Annotated in this window: 15 protein-coding genes; 9 read left to right on the top strand and 6 right to left on the bottom strand. The window is 71.3% G+C overall.

Annotated elements, in window-relative coordinates; genetic code table 11:
• Positions 1 to 4: 4 nt before the first annotated feature.
• The 5 genes from B072_RS0119795 to B072_RS0119775 all read right to left on the bottom strand — a co-directional run bounded on the left by B072_RS0119795 (position 5) and on the right by B072_RS0119775 (position 7003).
• Positions 5 to 1054 carry an ABC transporter substrate-binding protein gene (locus B072_RS0119795; protein ID WP_018531712.1) on the bottom strand — a complete coding sequence of 350 codons (1050 nt, stop codon included), beginning with the start codon at positions 1052 to 1054 and terminating at the stop codon, positions 5 to 7.
• Between the two features lie 139 nt (positions 1055 to 1193).
• Positions 1194 to 2354 carry an acyl-CoA dehydrogenase family protein gene (locus tag B072_RS0119790; protein ID WP_018531711.1) on the bottom strand — a complete coding sequence of 387 codons (1161 nt, stop codon included), beginning with the start codon at positions 2352 to 2354 and terminating at the stop codon, positions 1194 to 1196.
• A 7-nt stretch (positions 2355 to 2361) separates the two neighbouring features.
• Positions 2362 to 3309, bottom strand: a complete 948-nt coding sequence (locus tag B072_RS0119785; RefSeq protein ID WP_018531710.1) for a hydroxymethylglutaryl-CoA lyase — start codon at positions 3307 to 3309, stop codon at positions 2362 to 2364.
• Positions 3306 to 5366, bottom strand: coding sequence for a biotin carboxylase N-terminal domain-containing protein (locus B072_RS43550; protein WP_018531709.1), 2061 nt, complete (start codon positions 5364 to 5366; stop codon positions 3306 to 3308). Before B072_RS43550 ends, B072_RS0119785 begins: the two co-directional genes overlap by 4 nt.
• Positions 5367 to 5380: 14 nt before the next feature.
• On the bottom strand, positions 5381 to 7003 hold the full coding sequence (locus tag B072_RS0119775; protein ID WP_018531708.1) for a carboxyl transferase domain-containing protein: 1623 nt from the start codon (positions 7001 to 7003) through the stop codon (positions 5381 to 5383).
• A 93-nt stretch (positions 7004 to 7096) separates the two neighbouring features.
• Between B072_RS0119775 and B072_RS0119770 the strand changes: the two genes are divergently transcribed.
• The 7 genes from B072_RS0119770 to B072_RS0119740 all read left to right on the top strand — a co-directional run bounded on the left by B072_RS0119770 (position 7097) and on the right by B072_RS0119740 (position 12961).
• Complete coding sequence (locus B072_RS0119770) at positions 7097 to 7711, top strand: TetR/AcrR family transcriptional regulator (protein WP_018531707.1); 615 nt, start codon at positions 7097 to 7099, stop codon at positions 7709 to 7711.
• Between the two features lie 129 nt (positions 7712 to 7840).
• Entirely contained in the window at positions 7841 to 8152 is a 312-nt protein-coding gene (locus B072_RS0119765) for a hypothetical protein (protein ID WP_018531706.1), read from the top strand.
• On the top strand, positions 8152 to 9105 hold the full coding sequence (locus tag B072_RS0119760; protein WP_018531705.1) for a hypothetical protein: 954 nt from the start codon (positions 8152 to 8154) through the stop codon (positions 9103 to 9105). Before B072_RS0119765 ends, B072_RS0119760 begins: the two co-directional genes overlap by 1 nt.
• Positions 9102 to 9758 carry a hypothetical protein gene (locus B072_RS0119755; protein ID WP_018531704.1) on the top strand — a complete coding sequence of 219 codons (657 nt, stop codon included), beginning with the start codon at positions 9102 to 9104 and terminating at the stop codon, positions 9756 to 9758. Before B072_RS0119760 ends, B072_RS0119755 begins: the two co-directional genes overlap by 4 nt.
• A 118-nt stretch (positions 9759 to 9876) precedes the next feature.
• Positions 9877 to 11034: an acyl-CoA dehydrogenase family protein gene (locus tag B072_RS0119750; protein ID WP_018531703.1), complete on the top strand. Its 1158-nt coding sequence runs from the start codon at positions 9877 to 9879 to the stop codon at positions 11032 to 11034.
• A gap of 35 nt (positions 11035 to 11069) precedes the next feature.
• Entirely contained in the window at positions 11070 to 11942 is an 873-nt protein-coding gene (gene tesB, locus B072_RS0119745) for an acyl-CoA thioesterase II (protein ID WP_018531702.1), read from the top strand.
• A gap of 44 nt (positions 11943 to 11986) precedes the next feature.
• The gene (locus tag B072_RS0119740; protein WP_018531701.1) at positions 11987 to 12961 is read left to right on the top strand and encodes a cation diffusion facilitator family transporter; all 975 of its coding nucleotides are present in this window, start codon (positions 11987 to 11989) and stop codon (positions 12959 to 12961) included.
• A gap of 141 nt (positions 12962 to 13102) precedes the next feature.
• On the opposite strand, the gene B072_RS0119735 is transcribed toward B072_RS0119740, so the two are convergent.
• Positions 13103 to 13906: a phosphatase gene (locus tag B072_RS0119735; RefSeq protein WP_018531700.1), complete on the bottom strand. Its 804-nt coding sequence runs from the start codon at positions 13904 to 13906 to the stop codon at positions 13103 to 13105.
• 139 nt (positions 13907 to 14045) lie between these two features.
• Here B072_RS0119735 and B072_RS0119730 point away from each other — a divergent pair, with 139 nt between their 5' ends.
• Complete coding sequence (locus B072_RS0119730) at positions 14046 to 15041, top strand: DMT family transporter (RefSeq protein WP_018531699.1); 996 nt, start codon at positions 14046 to 14048, stop codon at positions 15039 to 15041.
• A 154-nt stretch (positions 15042 to 15195) separates the two neighbouring features.
• Positions 15196 to 16044 (top strand): nitrilase-related carbon-nitrogen hydrolase, encoded by an 849-nt coding sequence (locus B072_RS0119725; RefSeq protein WP_018531698.1) that lies wholly within the window; start codon positions 15196 to 15198, stop codon positions 16042 to 16044.
• The last annotated feature ends 42 nt before the right edge of the window (positions 16045 to 16086 follow it).

The raw sequence follows: 16086 nt of genomic DNA, 5'->3' as shown, positions 1-16086 counted from the left end.
GGGGTTACGACACCTTCTTCGCGGTCTCGATCGCCTTGGCGAGGTTCTCCAGGAGCGGGGCGCACTTGTCGTAGGACAGGATCGGCTCGGTGGAGCGCGGGATGATCTGGCCCGCCTTGACGGCGGGGAGCTTCTTCCAGGTCGCCTCGTCGATGTCGGCGGGCTGGATGGCCTGGGTGCGGTCGTCCATCATGATGATGTCGGCCGGGTACTTGTCGACGTTCTCCCAGCTCAGGTTCTCGTACCAGCCGCCGGACGCCTTCTTCGCCTTCTCCGAGGGCTCGACGAAGTTCACGCCGAGCGACTTGAAGTACTCCAGGTCGATGGAGAGGTTCGTGCCGGACACGTAGAAGATGTCCGCGCTCGCCGAGCCGACCAGGACCTTGACGTCGGGGTGTGCCTTGGCGGCCTTGCGCAGCCGGGCCGCGGCGTCCTCGAAGCGCTTCTTCGCCTTGACGACCTTGTCGTCCTTCAGGTCGGCGCCGAGCGACTCGGCCAGCGCGTACATGCGCTCCAGAGGCTGCGTCAGCTGGCGGTCGTAGACGGAGATGCCGACGCTCGGGGCGAGCTTGGCGACCTTCGCCGCGGACTCCTCGGGGACGTACCAGAGCGTGCCCGTGCCGTCGAACATCGTGCTGATCAGTACGTCGGGCGCGAGGGCCGCGTACTTCTCGATGTTGAACGTGCCCCACTCGTTGCCGATGACCGTGACCTTGTCGACGGGCATGTCGCCGGCCATGACGTCGGCCTTGCCGTTCTTCAGCGTGGTCGGGCCGAAGACACCCTTGACCTGGATGCCGTAGTCGAAGAGGGCGGCGCCGACGCCGGTGTACGCCACGATGTTCGCCGGGATCTTGTCCAGCTTCACGGTCTTGCCGCGGTCGTCCTTGTAGGACCAGGGGCCGGACTTCTTCGCGGCCTCCGTCGAGTCCGAACCGCTGTCTTTGGAGCCGTTGTCGCTGCCGCACGCGGCGAGCGCGGCGCCGAGGCCGAGGGCGCCGCCGGCGGCGAGGATGCCGCGGCGGGTGGGGCGGGACAGGCGGGCGTTCGACATGGCAGGGCTGCTTTCGGACGTGCCGGATCTACGTCCGGGCCGGTTCGTAAAACTGAGGGTAGGTTAACCTAAGTTTCCCGGCTGTCCAGGGGGCGGGGGGTGTGGTCCACGCCCCACCCGCCCCCTGCGTACCCCGTGACTAGGACGTCAGTCCCAGCTCCCGCGCGATCAGCATCCGCTGCACCTCACTCGTGCCCTCGCCGATCTCCAGAATCTTGGAGTCCCGCCACATGCGGGCCACCGGGTACTCGTTCATGAACCCGTATCCGCCGTGGATCTGCGTCGCCTCGCGCGCGTTGTCCACCGCGATCGTCGACGAGTACAGCTTCGCGAGCGCCGCCTCCTTCTTGAACGGCTCCCCGGAGACGAGCCGCGACGCCGCGTCCCGCCAGGCGAGCCGCGCCGTGTACGCCTTCATCTCCATGTCGGCGATCTTGAACTGGATCGCCTGGTACCCGCCGATGCTGCGGCCGAAGGCGTGGCGCTCCTTGGCGTACTTCACCGACTCGTCGACGCAGCCCTGCGCGAGGCCGGTGGCGAGCGCCGAGATCGCGACGCGGCCCTCGTCGAGGATGCGCAGGAACTGGGCGAAGCCGCGCCCCTCCGTGCCGAGCAGGTTCGCGCCCGGCACCCGTACGTCGTCGAAGTGCAGCTCCCGCGTGTCCGACGCGTTCCACCCCACCTTCGAGTACGGCGCCGCGACCGTGAACCCGGGCGTCCCGGACGGCACGATGATCGACGAGATCAGCGGCTTGCCGTCCGCCGTGCGCCCGGTCACCGCCGTCACCGTCACCAGGCCCGTGATGTCCGTACCGGAGTTGGTGATGAAGCACTTCGTGCCGTTGATGACCCAGTCGCCGGTCTCCGGGTCGCGGGTGGCCGTGGTGCGGGTGCCGCCGGCGTCGGACCCGGCCTCCGGCTCGGTCAGGCCGAAGGCGCCGAGCACCTCGCCGGAACACAGCTTCGGGAGCCACTCCCGCTTCTGCTCCTCGGTGCCGAACAGGTGCAGCGGCATCGCGCCGAGCGAGACGCCGGCCTCCAGGGTGATGGCGACGGACGAGTCGACCCGGGCCAGCTCCTCCAGGGCGATGCCGAGCGCGAGATAGTCGCCGCCCATGCCGCCGTACTCCTCGGGGAACGGCAGCCCGAACAGGCCCATCCGCCCCATCTCGCGCACGATCTCGTAGGGGAACTCGTGCCGCTCGTAGTAGTCGCCGATCTTCGGCGCCACGACGTCGTGCGCGAACTCCTCGACGGTGCGCCGCAGTTCCTCGTGCTCGGGGGAGAGGTGGTGATCCATGACTGCCTCACTGCTCGTGTTCGGACGCCGGAGGGGTAAGGGCGCGAACGGTGCGGGACGGGCTGGGTCGGCCCAGACGCCCGGCCATCCACCTGCTGGTGTCGGTGAGAAGGCCGAGGTCGACGCCGGTCTCGATGCCCAGTCCGTGCAGCATCCAGACGAGGTCTTCGGTGGCGAGATTGCCGGTGGCGCTCTTCGCGTACGGGCAGCCGCCGAGGCCGCCGGCGGACGCGTCGACGGTGGTGACGCCGTGCTGCAGCGCCGCCAGGGTGTTGGCGAGCGCCTGTCCGTACGTGTCGTGGAAGTGCACGCCGATCCGGTCCGTCGGCACGCCCTCCTCGTTGAGCCGCGCGAGCAGCGTCCGTACGTGGCCGGGGGTGGCCACGCCGATCGTGTCGCCGAGACTCAGCTCGTCGCAGCCCAGGTCCATGAGGGACTTGGCGACGGACACCACCTGGCGGACCGGGACCGCGCCCTCCCAGGGGTCGCCGAAGCACATGGAGAGGTAGCCCCGGACGTGGGCCCCGGCCTCCTTCGCGCGGGCCACGACCGGTTCGAACATGGCGAGGGACTCGGCCACCGTCCGGTTCAGGTTGGCCTTCGCGAAGGACTCGGTGGCGCTGGCGAACACGGCGATCCGGCTCGCGCCGAGGGACAGGGCCCGGTCCAGGCCCCGCTCGTTCGGTACGAGGACCGGGAGGTGTACGCCGTCGAGGTCCTGGAGCCCGGGGAACAGGCTCTCGGCGTCCGCGAGTTGGGGGACCCACTTGGGGTGGACGAAGCTGGTGGCCTCGATGGTGGTCAGGCCCGCGCGGGCCAGGCGGTGGATGAACTCCGCCTTGGCCTCCGTGGGGACCGTCGTCTTCTCGTTCTGGAGGCCGTCGCGGGGGCCCACCTCGTGGATCCGGACCCTTGCCGGGAGGCCCGGGGCGGGGCTGATCATGGGGAGTGTCATCGAGCGGCCTCCTTGGGATTCCCCTCGCCGTCGGTGGTTCGGCCGTCTGCGGGGTGCTCCGCCGTCGTGGTTGCTCGCGCCCCGCGGCGGAGCCGCTGATCGGCACTGTCCCGCGCCCCTTCGGGCGCGATCTGCTCGGAGGCGCCAGAAGGTTCGACCACCGCGAGGATCTGGTCCATCGCCACCGTCGTGCCCGGTGTCACGTCCAGTTCGGTGACCGTGCCCGCGTGCGGGGACGCGATGACGTGTTCCATCTTCATCGCCTCGACCACCAACAGGCTCTGTCCCGCGGTCACTTCGTCGCCGACCGCCACCTTCACGACCGTCACCGTGCCCGGCATCGGCGCCGTCAGTGAACCGGCGCCGCCTGAGCCCGCGCCGGTCAGGCTCGCCGCCACCGGGTCGTGGTCCTGGACGTGCCAGGCGTCGCCGTCGCGGCCCAGCCAGTCCCCGGCGACGGCGGTGAGGCGGGCGGGCTCCGTCGGGACGCCGTCCACCAGGACCTCCCCGGCCCGCACTCTGACCTCGACCGGGTCGTGGCCCGAGACCTTCACGTGGTGTGTCGTCCACGCCGGTTCGCCGCCGAGCCGCCAGCCGTCGGGCCGCGCGAACGGATCCGTCCAGCCGTCGTCCGGCGCGGGGGCCAGGGCCCGCTGGCGCAGGGCGCCCGCCGCCGCGTACACCTCCGCCGGGACCTCGGTGTCCACCAGGCCGTCCGCCGCGCGCTCCACGAGCCCGGTGTCCAAGTCGCCCGCCACGACGTCCGGATGGGCCAGGAGGCGGCGCAGGAACCCGGCGTTCGTCGGCACCCCGAGCGTCACCGTGCGGGCCAGCGCGGCCCGCAGCCGGCGCAGCGCCGTGGCCCGGTCGGGGCCGTACGCGATGACCTTCGCGAGCATCGGGTCGTAGAGCGAGGAGACCACCGTGCCCTCGGTCAGCCCCGAGTCCGTGCGGACGCCGTCGCCCTCCGGCTCGGAGAGCGCCAGGACCGTACCGCCGGAGGGGAGGAAGCCGCGCGCGCCTTCTTTGACGGACACGGTCTCCGCACACAGACGTGCCTCCACCGCGTGGCCGGTGAGCGTGATGTCGTCCTGGCCGAAGGGGAGTCGCTCACCCGCGGCCACCCGCACCTGCCACTCCACCAGATCCAGGCCGGTGATCAGCTCGGTCACCGGGTGCTCGACCTGGAGGCGGGTGTTCATCTCCATGAAGTAGTACGACGACGGGTCCTTGCCCGGCACGATGAACTCGACGGTGCCCGCGCCCCGGTAGCCGCAGCTGCGGGCCGCCTCCACCGCCGCCGCGCCCATCGCCGCGCGAGTGGCCTCGTCGAGGAGGACGCTCGGCGCCTCCTCGATGATCTTCTGGTGGCGGCGCTGCAGCGAGCACTCGCGCTCGCCGAGGTGCACGACGTTGCCGTGGCCGTCGGCCAGGACCTGGATCTCGATGTGCCGGGGCCGGTCGATCCACCGCTCCACGAGGAGCGTGTCGTCGCCGAAGGAGGCGCGAGCCTCGCGCCGCGCGGCGGCGATCTCCTCCTCCAGCAGGGTCAGATCGCGGACCAGGCGCATGCCCTTGCCGCCGCCGCCCGCGGAGGGCTTGAGCAGGACCGGGGCGCCCAGGTCGCGTGCTGCCTCGGCCAGTTCGGGGTCACGGCCGCCCGGTACCACCGGCACCCCGGCCGCCTCGACGGTCTCCTTGGCGCGGATCTTGTCGCCCATCAGCGCGATGGCGTCGGCGGACGGGCCGATGAAGGTCAGGCCCGCCTCCTCGCAGGCCCGCGCGAATCCGGCGTTCTCCGCGAGGAAGCCGTATCCCGGGTGCACGGCCTGGGCGCCGCTCGACGCCGCGGCCGCCAGCAGACTCTCCACCGAGAGATAGCTCTCCACGGCCGGCGGCGGGCCGATCCGCACCGCCTCGTCGGCCTCGCGCACATGCCGCGCGTCGGCGTCGGCGTCGCTGTACACCGCCACCGAGCGGATGCCGAGGGCGCGCAGCGTGCGGATGACACGGACGGCGATCTCGCCGCGGTTGGCCACAAGTACCTTGTCGAACACGGTCGTTGCTCCCCTCACATCCGGAAGACGCCGAAGCCGCCGGACTTCTCCGGGAGCGGGGCGTGTGCACAGGCGGTCAGGGCCAGGCCGAGTACCTGGCGGGTCTCCATCGGGTCGATCACGCCGTCGTCCCAGAGCCGGGCCGTCGCGTAATAGGCGTTCCCCTGGGTCTCGTACTGGGACCTGATCGGCGCCTTGAAGGCGTCCTCGTCCTCGGCCGCCCAGTCCTCGCCGCGCGCCTCCAACTGGTCGCGCTTGACGGTCGCGAGAACCGACGCGGCCTGCTCGCCGCCCATGACGCTGATCTTCGCGCCGGGCCACATCCACAGGAAGCGGGGCGAGTACGCCCGGCCGCACATCGAGTAGTTGCCCGCGCCGTACGAGCCGCCGATCACCACGGTCAGCTTCGGCACGCGCGTGCAGGCCACCGCCGTGACCATCTTGGCGCCGTGCTTGGCGATCCCGCCCGCCTCGTAGTCCTTGCCGACCATGAAACCCGAGATGTTCTGCAGGAACACCAGCGGGATGCCGCGCTGGTCGCACAGCTCGATGAAGTGGGCGCCCTTCTGGGCGGACTCGGCGAACAGGATGCCGTTGTTGGCGACGATGCCGACCGGGTGGCCGTGGATCCGGGCGAAGCCGGTGACCAGGGTCTGCCCGAACTCGGCCTTGAACTCGGCGAACTGCGAGCCGTCGACGACCCGCGCGATGACCTCGCGGACGTCGTACGGGGTGCGCGAGTCGACCGGCACCGCGCCGTAGAGCCCCGCCGGGTCCACCTTCGGCTCGACGGCCGCACGCGTGGCCCAGGGCAGCGGGCCGCGCTCCGGCAGCGTGGACACGATGGTCCGCACGATGCGCAGCGCGTGCGCGTCGTCCTCGGCGAGGTGGTCGGTGACGCCCGAGACGCGCGAGTGGACCTCGCCGCCACCCAGCTCCTCCGCCGTCACCACCTCACCCGTGGCCGCCTTCACCAGCGGCGGGCCGCCCAGGAAGATCGTGCCCTGGTTGCGGACGATCACGGCCTCGTCGCTCATCGCCGGGACGTACGCCCCGCCCGCCGTGCACGAGCCGAGCACCGCCGCGATCTGCGGGATGCCCGCGCCGGACATCCGCGCCTGGTTGTAGAAGATCCGCCCGAAGTGCTCGCGGTCCGGGAACACCTCGTCCTGCATCGGCAGGAAGGCGCCGCCCGAGTCGACCAGATAGACGCACGGCAGCCGGTTCTCCAGGGCCACCTCCTGGGCGCGCAGGTGCTTCTTCACCGTCATCGGGTAGTACGTGCCGCCCTTGACCGTCGCGTCATTGGCGACGATCACGCACGCGCGGCCCGACACCCGCCCGATGCCGGCGATGACTCCGGCGGCCGGTGCCTGTCCCTCGTACATCCCGTCCGCCGCCAGGGGCGCCAGCTCCAGGAACGGGGAGCCCGGGTCCAGCAGTGTGTCCACCCGCTCGCGCGGCAGCAACTTGCCGCGCGCGGTGTGCCGGGCGCGGGCCCGCTCGCCGCCGCCGAGCCGGGCCGCGGCGAGCTTCGCGCGCAACTCCTCGCCGAGCGCCCGGTGGGCCGCCTCATTGGCCCGCCATGCCTCCGACGCGGGGTCTGCCGCGCTCGTCAGCTCCGGTGCCTCCTGCATCCTGCGGTCCCCTCATCACGTCATTGTGTTAATGAGCGTTAACCAAGCTCCTTCAGGTTAACGGTCGCTAACCTGGCTGTCTAGAATTGCCGCATGGTCTTCAGAGCCACCAGAACCGACGCCCCGACCCGCCGCGAGCAGATCCTCAGGGAGGCCGCGCGGCTCTTCGCCGAGCGCGGGTTCCACGGCGTGGGGGTCGACGAGATAGGCGCCGCGGTCGGCATCAGCGGCCCCGGCCTCTACCGCCACTTCGCGGGCAAGGACGCGATGCTCGCCGAGCTCCTCGTCGGCATCAGCGGGCAGCTCCTGACCGGCGGCAAGCGCCGGGTCGCCGAGGCCGAGCACGGCCCCGAGGCCCTGCTCGACTCGCTCATCGAGGGCCACATCGACTTCGCGCTCGACGACCGCGACCTGATCACGCTGCACGACCGGGAGCTGGACCGGCTGCGCGACAGCGACCGCAAGCTGGTGCGGCAGTTGCAGCGCCAGTACGTGGAGCTGTGGGTGGACTCCGTCCGCAAGGTCTACCCGGACCTCACCGAGGCCCACGCGCGCGTGGCCGTGCACGCCGTCTTCGGCCTGCTCAACTCCACCCCCCACCTGAGCCGCCCCTCCTCCCTCCCCGGCCGCACGACCACGGCCCAGATGCTGCACAAGCTGGCGCGCGGGGCGTTCGCGGCCGCGGCGGACGACGCTCCGGCGCGCTGACCGGGTGGTGTGGTTTCGGCGCGCAGACCCCTGAGGGCCTTTGCTTCCCCTTTGCTAACCTTTGGATCCGTCAGGGTGGACGACAACTCCGCCCGCGTTCAGCACCGTTGATCCGGTGGCGGGGGATTCATGGGGCAAGGTACGAACGTCGAGACGGAAGCGTTGCGCCGCTACGCCGACGCGGCGGAGGACGCGGCCGAGCGGGTCCGTCGCGTTCGGCGGCGGACTTCCGGCCTGTCCTTGTCGGACGGCGTTTTCGGGCAGTTGCCCGAGGCCAACGACCTGCGGGCCGGCTACCTGGAACAGATGGAGCAGTCGGGCGACGACCTGATGTCCTCCGCAGAGGCCCTGGGCACGGTGGCCGAGGCGATGCGGAGCTCAGCGGACAACTGCGACACGAATGAGGATGACACGGCGCGCGGCTTCGGGGGGCGTGCCTGATGGGCGTCGGGCAAGATGCGGCAGGCGCTCTGGACCGCATCAGCTACACGCTCGACTGGAGCAATCCGCTCGCCTCGACCCTCGATGAGGTCATCAAGGGTGTGCTCAAGCAGTGCGGCGCCGACGACTGGTTCGACTGGGTCACTGGAGACAGTGCGCAGCTGACGGCGACGGCTGAGGAGTGGCGTACCGCCGCGCGTGAGCTGCAAGGCGTAGTGGATGATCTGGTGGCGGAGCGCAACGCCGTTGAGCGTGCGTGGGAAAGCGAGGCCGCGACCGGCTTCAGTCGGACGATGACCGACTTCGAACAGGCTCTCCTCGGGGAAGCCGAGGACATGGTCACCATCGCGGAGCTGCTGGACGTTGCTGCGGAAGCGTGTGCGATCGCCGAGCAGGCCATGAACGATCTCCTCGTGGAGATCGTGGAAGCGCTCATGGTCACGGCCGCGACCACCGCGATCCTGTCCGTGCTCACCGCAGGAGCGGCGGCCGCCATCGGCCCGATGGCCGGGGCCGCGAACGTGGCCTACCGGGCCGCCAAGGCCACCAGAATCGCTGCCAAGTTGGCCGACAAACTGGCCGATCTCGCGAAGCAGACCAGGGCCCTGGCGAAACTCTCGCGGCTTCGCCGCTATCTACGGGGTCTCGACCGCGCGAAGATCAAGGAGTGGAAGGGCGCGAAGTGGAAGATCGTTGGCAGCGTACGCCGCGGTGAGATGCCAGAAGTCTCGGACATCGCCCAGTACATGGCCTGGAAACAGGGAAAGGCGATCGCCAAGGGCGTCCTCGGGGTCGATCCCGCAGGTGCCGTCTCGGGTGCGATGGTCGAGGGTTCACCTGCCTTGGCCGAAGAGGCGGCCGAGTACGCGAGGCGTCCGGAGCCGCAGAGCTTTGGCGAGAGGGCGGGCAGTCCGGAACGTGTCGGAAAGTCAGTGAGGGATACGTTCGGATGAAGTTCTCGGAAGTGCTCTCCTGGCCGGGCCTGAAGTCGTGGCTCTCGGGGCCCGATCCGCACGCCGTCGCTCGGGCCGCCCGTGAGCTGGCCGGGTCCGCACTGCCTGCCGGGGAGAGAGTGGTGGACTCCCATGTCGTGGCGATCGGTGAGGGAGTGCCGCTGCCGCCGTACCGCTTGCGGCCGGAGGCCTTCCCGGCGGCAAGGTCGGCCACCGACCGCGGCCTGGACAGGGTGGCCGAGACCGAGCGTGTGCTGGACCGGCTCAACCCGTTCAACGCCGCCGTGGGCGCCCTCGACGGTCGGGGCGGGGGAGCGGAACCGGGGCTCGTAGGGGGCTGGGAGAGTGCCGCGGGGCGTCTGGGGCGCGTGTTGCAGCCTCGCGAGGCGCACGCCGCTTCGGTCCTTTTGCTGGGGGATCGGGGCGTGCACGTGGTGCACGTCCGGAAGTCGCCGGACGGCCGCCAAGTGGAGCCGGGGCCTCACTACGCGTGGGGTGCGCCGCGGGCGAGTGTGGTGTGGTTCCGCGAGCGCGGTGCCGTGAAGCACGGCACGCACGAGCTCGGCTTCGACGACGGGTCCTGGGTGAGGGTCTTCTTTCCTGTCGCCGGATGGGGCACGCTCGCGAAGGCACTCGGCGGGGGCCAACCGTGACGAGCGTTACGGGCGTGCTCCTCTGGACGCCCTCGAAACCCGCGGGTAACGTTGGTCTGAGCAAGCGCTTAGTAGCGTGGGCTTGAGATGCACACTAGTCGTAGAGGGAGAGTTCTCCGTGCGCCGTACCGTTTTTGATGAGGACCACGAGGCGTTCCGGGAGACCCTGCGCGCCTTCATCGAGGCCGAGGTCGTCCCCCACTACGACGAGTGGTTCCAGCAGGGCATCGTGCCGCGTGAGCTGTACGCCAAGATGGCGGAGCTCGGCCTGTTCGGCATCAACGTGCCCGAGGAGTTCGACGGCGCCGGCCTGGACACCCACAAGTTCGAGGCCATCCAGTACGAGGAGACCGCCCGCGCGGGCGTCTCCTTCGGTGGCTCCGGCGTGCACGTCCTGCTCGCGCTCCCGTACATCAAGATGCTCGCCACCGACGAGCAGAAGAAGCGCTACCTGCCCAAGTTCGTCTCCGGTGACGAGATGTGGGCCCTCGCGATGACCGAGCCGGGCACCGGCTCCGACGTCGCGGGCATGAAGACCACCGCCAAGCTCTCCGAGGACGGCACGCACTACGTCCTCAACGGCGCCAAGACCTTCATCACCGGTGGCGTCCACGCCGACCGCGTGATCGTCTGCGCCCGCACGTCGGCGCCGTCCGCCGAGGACCGCCGCTTCGGCATCTCCCTGTTCGCCGTCGACACCAAGTCCGAGGGCTACTCCATCGGCCGCAAGCTCGACAAGCTGGGCCTGCGCACCTCCGACACCGCCGAGCTGGCGTTCGTCGACGTGAAGGTGCCCGTCGAGGACCTCCTCGGCGAGGAGAACAAGGGCTTCGGCTACCTCGGCACGAACCTCGCCTCCGAGCGCTGGGGCATCGCCTACGGCGCGTACGCGCAGGCCAAGGCCGCCGTGCAGTTCGCCAAGGCGTACGTGCAGGAGCGCACCGTCTTCGGCAAGCCGGTCGCGTCCTTCCAGAACACCAAGTTCGAGCTGGCCGCCTGCCAGGCCGAGGTGGACGCCGCCGAGGCCGTCGCCGACCGCGCCCTGGAGGCCCTGGACGCCGGTGAGCTGACCGCCGCCGAGGCCGCGTCCGCGAAGCTGTTCTGCACCGAGGTCGCGCACCGCGTCATCGACCGCTGCCTCCAGCTGCACGGCGGCTACGGCTTCATGAACGAGTACCCGATCGCCCGCCTGTACGCGGACAACCGCGTCAACCGCATCTACGGCGGCACCAGCGAGGTCATGAAGATGATCATCGCGAAGAACATGGGCCTGTAACCCCCGGCACACAGCCGCTCGGTACAACTGACTCCATGCATCAGGCACTTGACTCCCTGCTCGATCTGCTCGATCTGGAGCAGATCGAGCAGGACATCTTCCGCGGCCAGTCCCGGTCCGCCGTCGTCCCGCGCGTCTTCGGCGGGCAGGTGGCGGCCCAGGCGCTGGTCGCCGCCGGGCGCACCGTCCCGGCCGACCGGCTCGCCCACTCCCTGCACGCGTACTTCCTCGTCGCCGGGGACCCGGGCGCGCCCATCGTCTACACCGTCGACCGGATCCGCGACGGCCGTTCCTTCACCACCCGCCGCGTCGTCGCCGTCCAGCACGGGCAGCCGATCTTCCATCTCTCCGCGTCCTTCCAGACGTACGAGGAAGGGCTCGAGCACCAGGCGGACATGCCGCCCGCGCCCGACCCGGAGACCCTGCCGACCGCGGCCGAGATGCTGCCGCGCTACGCCGACGCCTTCACGGACCCCGGCGTCGTGCCCCGCCTCCTGGAGGCCCGCGAGGCCGTCGACCTGCGCTACGTGGACGCGCCGCCGTTCGCCTTCGTCGGCGAGCCGCAGCAGCCCAGCTCGCAGGTCTGGTTCCGCACCAGGGGCAAGCTCGCCGACGACCCGCTGCTGCACGTCTGCCTCGCCACGTACGTCTCCGACATGACCCTGCTCGACTCGGTGCTGCTCGCGCACGGGCGCGGCGGCTGGGCGGTCGGCGACGTGGTCGGCGCCTCCCTCGACCACGCCATGTGGTTCCACCGGCCCTTCCGCGCCGACGAATGGCTCCTCTACGACCAGCAGTCGCCGTCCGCTTCGGGCGGCAGGGGCCTGGGCCAGGCCCGTATCTACACCCAGGACGGACGCCTCGCGATCACCGTGATCCAGGAAGGCGTGGTTCGCGTTCCCCGTTGATCGGACATAAGGTCCCGTACGTGGATCTAAGGGATGGTGCTGAGGTGGCGGACGGGGCGGACGACGCGGAAGAGGCGGGCGGGGAGAGCGTCTTCACCGTGATCGTCGCCGCGGTGGCGAACCTCGGCATCGCCCTGGCCAAGGCCGTCGCCGGCGTCATCAGCGGCTCCAGCGCGATGCTGTCGGAAGCCGCGCACTCCTTCGCCGACACCGTCACCGAGCTGCTGCTCCTCACCGCCCTCAAGCGCGGCGAGAAGCCCGCCGACGAGGAGCACCCGCTCGGGTACGGGGGCGAGCGGTACGTATGGGCGCTGCTCGCTGCCGTCGCCACCTTCGTCGGCGGCGCGGTCTTCTCCTTCTACGACGGCATCCACACCCTGGTCGTCGGCGAGGAGTTGGGCGATCCGCTGGTCTCGTACATCGTGCTCGGCATCGCCTTCCTCCTGGAGGGCTTCTCGCTGCGCACCGCCGTCAAGCAGGCGCGGGGCGAGGCCGCCCGGTTCAAAGCGCCGTTCGGTACGTATCTGAAGCACACGCCCGACACCGCCGTGAAGGCCGTCGTCCTGGAGGACAGCGCGGCCCTCGCCGGCCTGGTGCTCGCCGCCGGCGGACTGCTGGGCGGGCAGCTCACCGGATCGGGCGTGTGGGACGGCATCGCCTCGCTGTGCATCGGCGCGCTGCTGCTGTGGGTGGCCTGGGTGCTCGGCCGGTCCAACGCGCAGCTGCTCGTCGGGCGGCCGCTGCCGAAGCCGATGCGGGCCGAGATCCGGGCGCTGCTCGTCGAGGGCGAGCACGTCGAGGCGGTGCTGGAACTGACGACGCTGGTGCAGGGGCCCCGGGAGGCGCTCGTCGCCGCCAAGGTGGATTTCCGGGACGCGTCGACCGCGGCGCAGATCGAGTGGGCCTGCGAGGACGCCTCGCGGCGGTTGCGGGAGCGGTTCCCCTCGGTGCGCAGGGTGTACCTGGACCCCACTCCGGGGTTCGCTCAGCGCCGGTCGGAAGGGCTGAACCCTTGGTAGGGGCCGTCGCGCCGTAGGGCTTCCGCGGGTGGGTGAGCGCGGGTTGCGTCGTGGCTGGTCGCGCAGTTCCCCGCGCCCCTGAAGCGAGCTCCGCTCGCCCAGGGCGCGAGAAGCCCCACCGGGCCGCGGCCGCGCGACGGTCTAATTCAGCAGCCCCGCCGCGTCCAACAAGTACGCCGTCATCGGGTCATAGTGGCGCGGGCTCGTCACATGGTCGTCCAAGGGGACCGTCACCTGCATCGTGCCCTCCGCCTCGGCCAGGAACAGCGCCGGGTCGTTGCAGTCCGCGTAACCGACGGAGTCCACCCCGCGCTGGGCCGCGCAGCCCGCCCAGCCGTGGTCCGCGACCACCAGGTCGGGCAGCGGGCGGCCCGCCCGCTCCAGGCCGTCCAGGATCCGCGTCATCGGGTCGGGGGAGTGCGTGTGCCACAGCGTCGCCCCGCGCTCCAGCATCGCCACGTCCGCGAACTGGAAGACCATGCCCTCCTCGGTGGCCAGGCCCTCGGGGATCACGACGATCTCGCAGCCCGCCGCGCGCAGAGCCGTCGCCGTCGCGCGGTGCACGTCGAGCAGGCCGCCCGGGTGGCCCGTCGCGAACAGCACCCGCTGCCGGTCCTCGGCCGCCTTGCGCAGCCGCGCCGCCATCCGCTCCAGGGCGTCGACCGTCAGGTCCGGGTCGATGGTGTCCTGGCCGTACCGGTGCTCGGGGTCGTCGACCACCCCGCAGCGCTCCGCCATCACCGCGAGCACGTCCTGCTCGTCGGTCCAGCGGTCGCCGAGTTCCAGGCCCAGCCAGTAGTGCCGGTCGCCGTTCGCGAGCTTGCGGTAGTGGGAGAGGTTGTTCTCGCGAGGCGTGGCCACGTCGCCCGCGACGCGGGTGCGGACGAGGTGGTCGATCAGGGCGGCGCGGGTCGGCGTATCGCTGGGAATCCCGGGTATCGGCATGCGCCCATTGTGCCGGGGAGCGCCGCGGGGCGGTGATCGATCCCGGGGAGTGGGACCCGGGACACCCCCCGCCGGGGCGCGTCGAGGGGCCGCGATATTTCGGTGCTCGCCGAACTGCTTTCTCCGTACGCTGATCCGTATGACCCCACGTGCCCCGCGCATCTCCTCTCCCGGCCCGCTCACGGTCGGCGCCGTCTGCTTCACCGTGCTCGCCTGGGCCTCCGCCTTCGTGTCCATCCGCAGCGCCGGCGCCGCGTACTCGCCGGGGGCGCTCGCTCTGGGGCGGCTGCTCGCCGGTTCCGTGGTGCTGTTCCTGCTGCTGCTCATACGGCGTGAGGGGCTGCCGCCGCGCGAGGCGTGGCGCGGGATCGTGGTGTCGGGCATCGTCTGGTTCGGCGGGTACATGGTGGCGCTGAACTGGGGGGAGCGGCTCGTCGACGCCGGGACCGCCGCGCTGCTGGTGAACGTGGGGCCGATCCTGATGGCGCTGCTCGCCGCCCGGCTGCTCGGCGAGGCCCTGCCGCCGCGGCTGCTCGCCGGGATGGGCGTGTCGTTCGCGGGAGCGGTCGTCGTCGGGCTGTCGATGTCGGCGGGGTCTGCGGGCTCATCCGGCTCCGGTGACGTCGACGGGAGCACGGGGTCGCTGATCGGCGGGGTCGTGCTGTGCCTGCTCGCCGCCGTGGCGTACGCGATCGGGGTCGTCGCCCAGAAGCCCGCGCTGTCGTACGGGTCGCCGCTCCAGGTCACCGCGTTCAGCTGCCTGATCGGGACGGTGGCCTGCCTGCCGTTCTCGGGGCAGCTCGTCTCCGAGATGTCCGCGGCGCCGGTGTCCGCGACGCTCAACATGGTCTACCTCGGCATCGTGCCGACCGCCCTCGCCTTCACCACCTGGACGTACGCGCTCGCCCGCACGCCCGCCGGGAAGATGGGCGCGACGACCTACGCCGTTCCCGCCATCGTCGTCCTGCTCAGCTGGCTGTTCCTGGACGAGGTGCCCGGCTGGCTGACCCTCCTCGGCGGAGTGCTCTGCCTGGCCGGTGTGGCGGTGTCCCGGTCCCGGGCGCGGGCCGCCGCCCTGAGCACCGCGGTGATCCCTGTGGAGGAGGAGCAGGAGAGCGCGGACACCGGCAGCTGACCGCCCCGCGCCGACCGCCCGTACGTGGCGTCCAGGTGCCTGATCCGCATTTGGCCGCATCGGCGGAGACGGGGCACGGCGGCGCCGCGTTAGGGTCCAGCCGTCGAGGGCGTGCGACCGCGCGTCCCGTACGGCGAGAGGGAAGGGCTCCGCGATGAACGACTCCACAGGGACGACCCAGGAGCCGATGACCACCGTGGCCTGCGCCCAGCTCGCCCTCGGCGTCGGGGACGTCGCCGAGAACCTCGCCGCCGCCGAGGAGGCGGTCGAGGCCGCCGCCCGCGCCGGGGCCCGGGTCGTCGTGCTGCCCGAACTCGCCAACAGCGGCTATGTCTTCGCGTCGGTCGCCGAGGCGCGGGCGCTCGCCGAACCGCTCGACGGGCCGACCGTCACCGCCTGGTCCGCCGCCGCCCGCCGGCACGGCGTCACCCTGGTGGCCGGGCTCGCCGAACTCGACACCGACGGGCAGGTCCGCAACTCCGCCGTCGTCATCGACCCGGCCGGCGGGCTGCGCGCCGTCTACCGCAAGGCCCACCTCTTCGGCACCGAGAAGGACTTCTTCGTACCCGGCGACGAGCGGCCCCCGGCCGTCGACATCGCGGGCGTCGGCCGGATCGGCGTCATGGTCTGCTACGACCTCGAATTCCCCGAGTGGGTACGGCGGGCCGCCCTCGCCGGCACCGAGCTGCTGTGCGCCCCCGTCAACTGGCCGCGCTTCCCGCGCCCCGAGGGCGAGCGGCCCGCCGAGGTCTCGAAGGCGCAGGCCGCGGCTTCCTTCAACCGGATGTACGTCGCCGTCGCCGACCGGGCCGGGGACGAGCGCGGGGTTTCCTGGACCGGGGGTTCGGTGATCGTCGACCCCGACGGGTTCCCGCTGGCGGGGCGCACACCGACCGAGGGGCCCGCGCTGCTGCTCGCCTCCTGTGATCTCGCGCAGGCCCGTGACAAGTCGCTCGGTGAGCACAACGACGTCTTCGGGGACCGGCGGCCGGAGCTGTACTGAGCACGGCGCCGGGTTCGCCTTACCGCCGTTGCGGGGGAGGGT

Source organism: Streptomyces sp. HmicA12, from assembly GCF_000373565.1.
Lineage (GTDB): Bacteria > Actinomycetota > Actinomycetes > Streptomycetales > Streptomycetaceae > Streptomyces.
The sequence above is the reverse complement of the archived record's forward strand: the minus strand, read 5'-3'. Positions and strand labels throughout refer to the sequence as shown.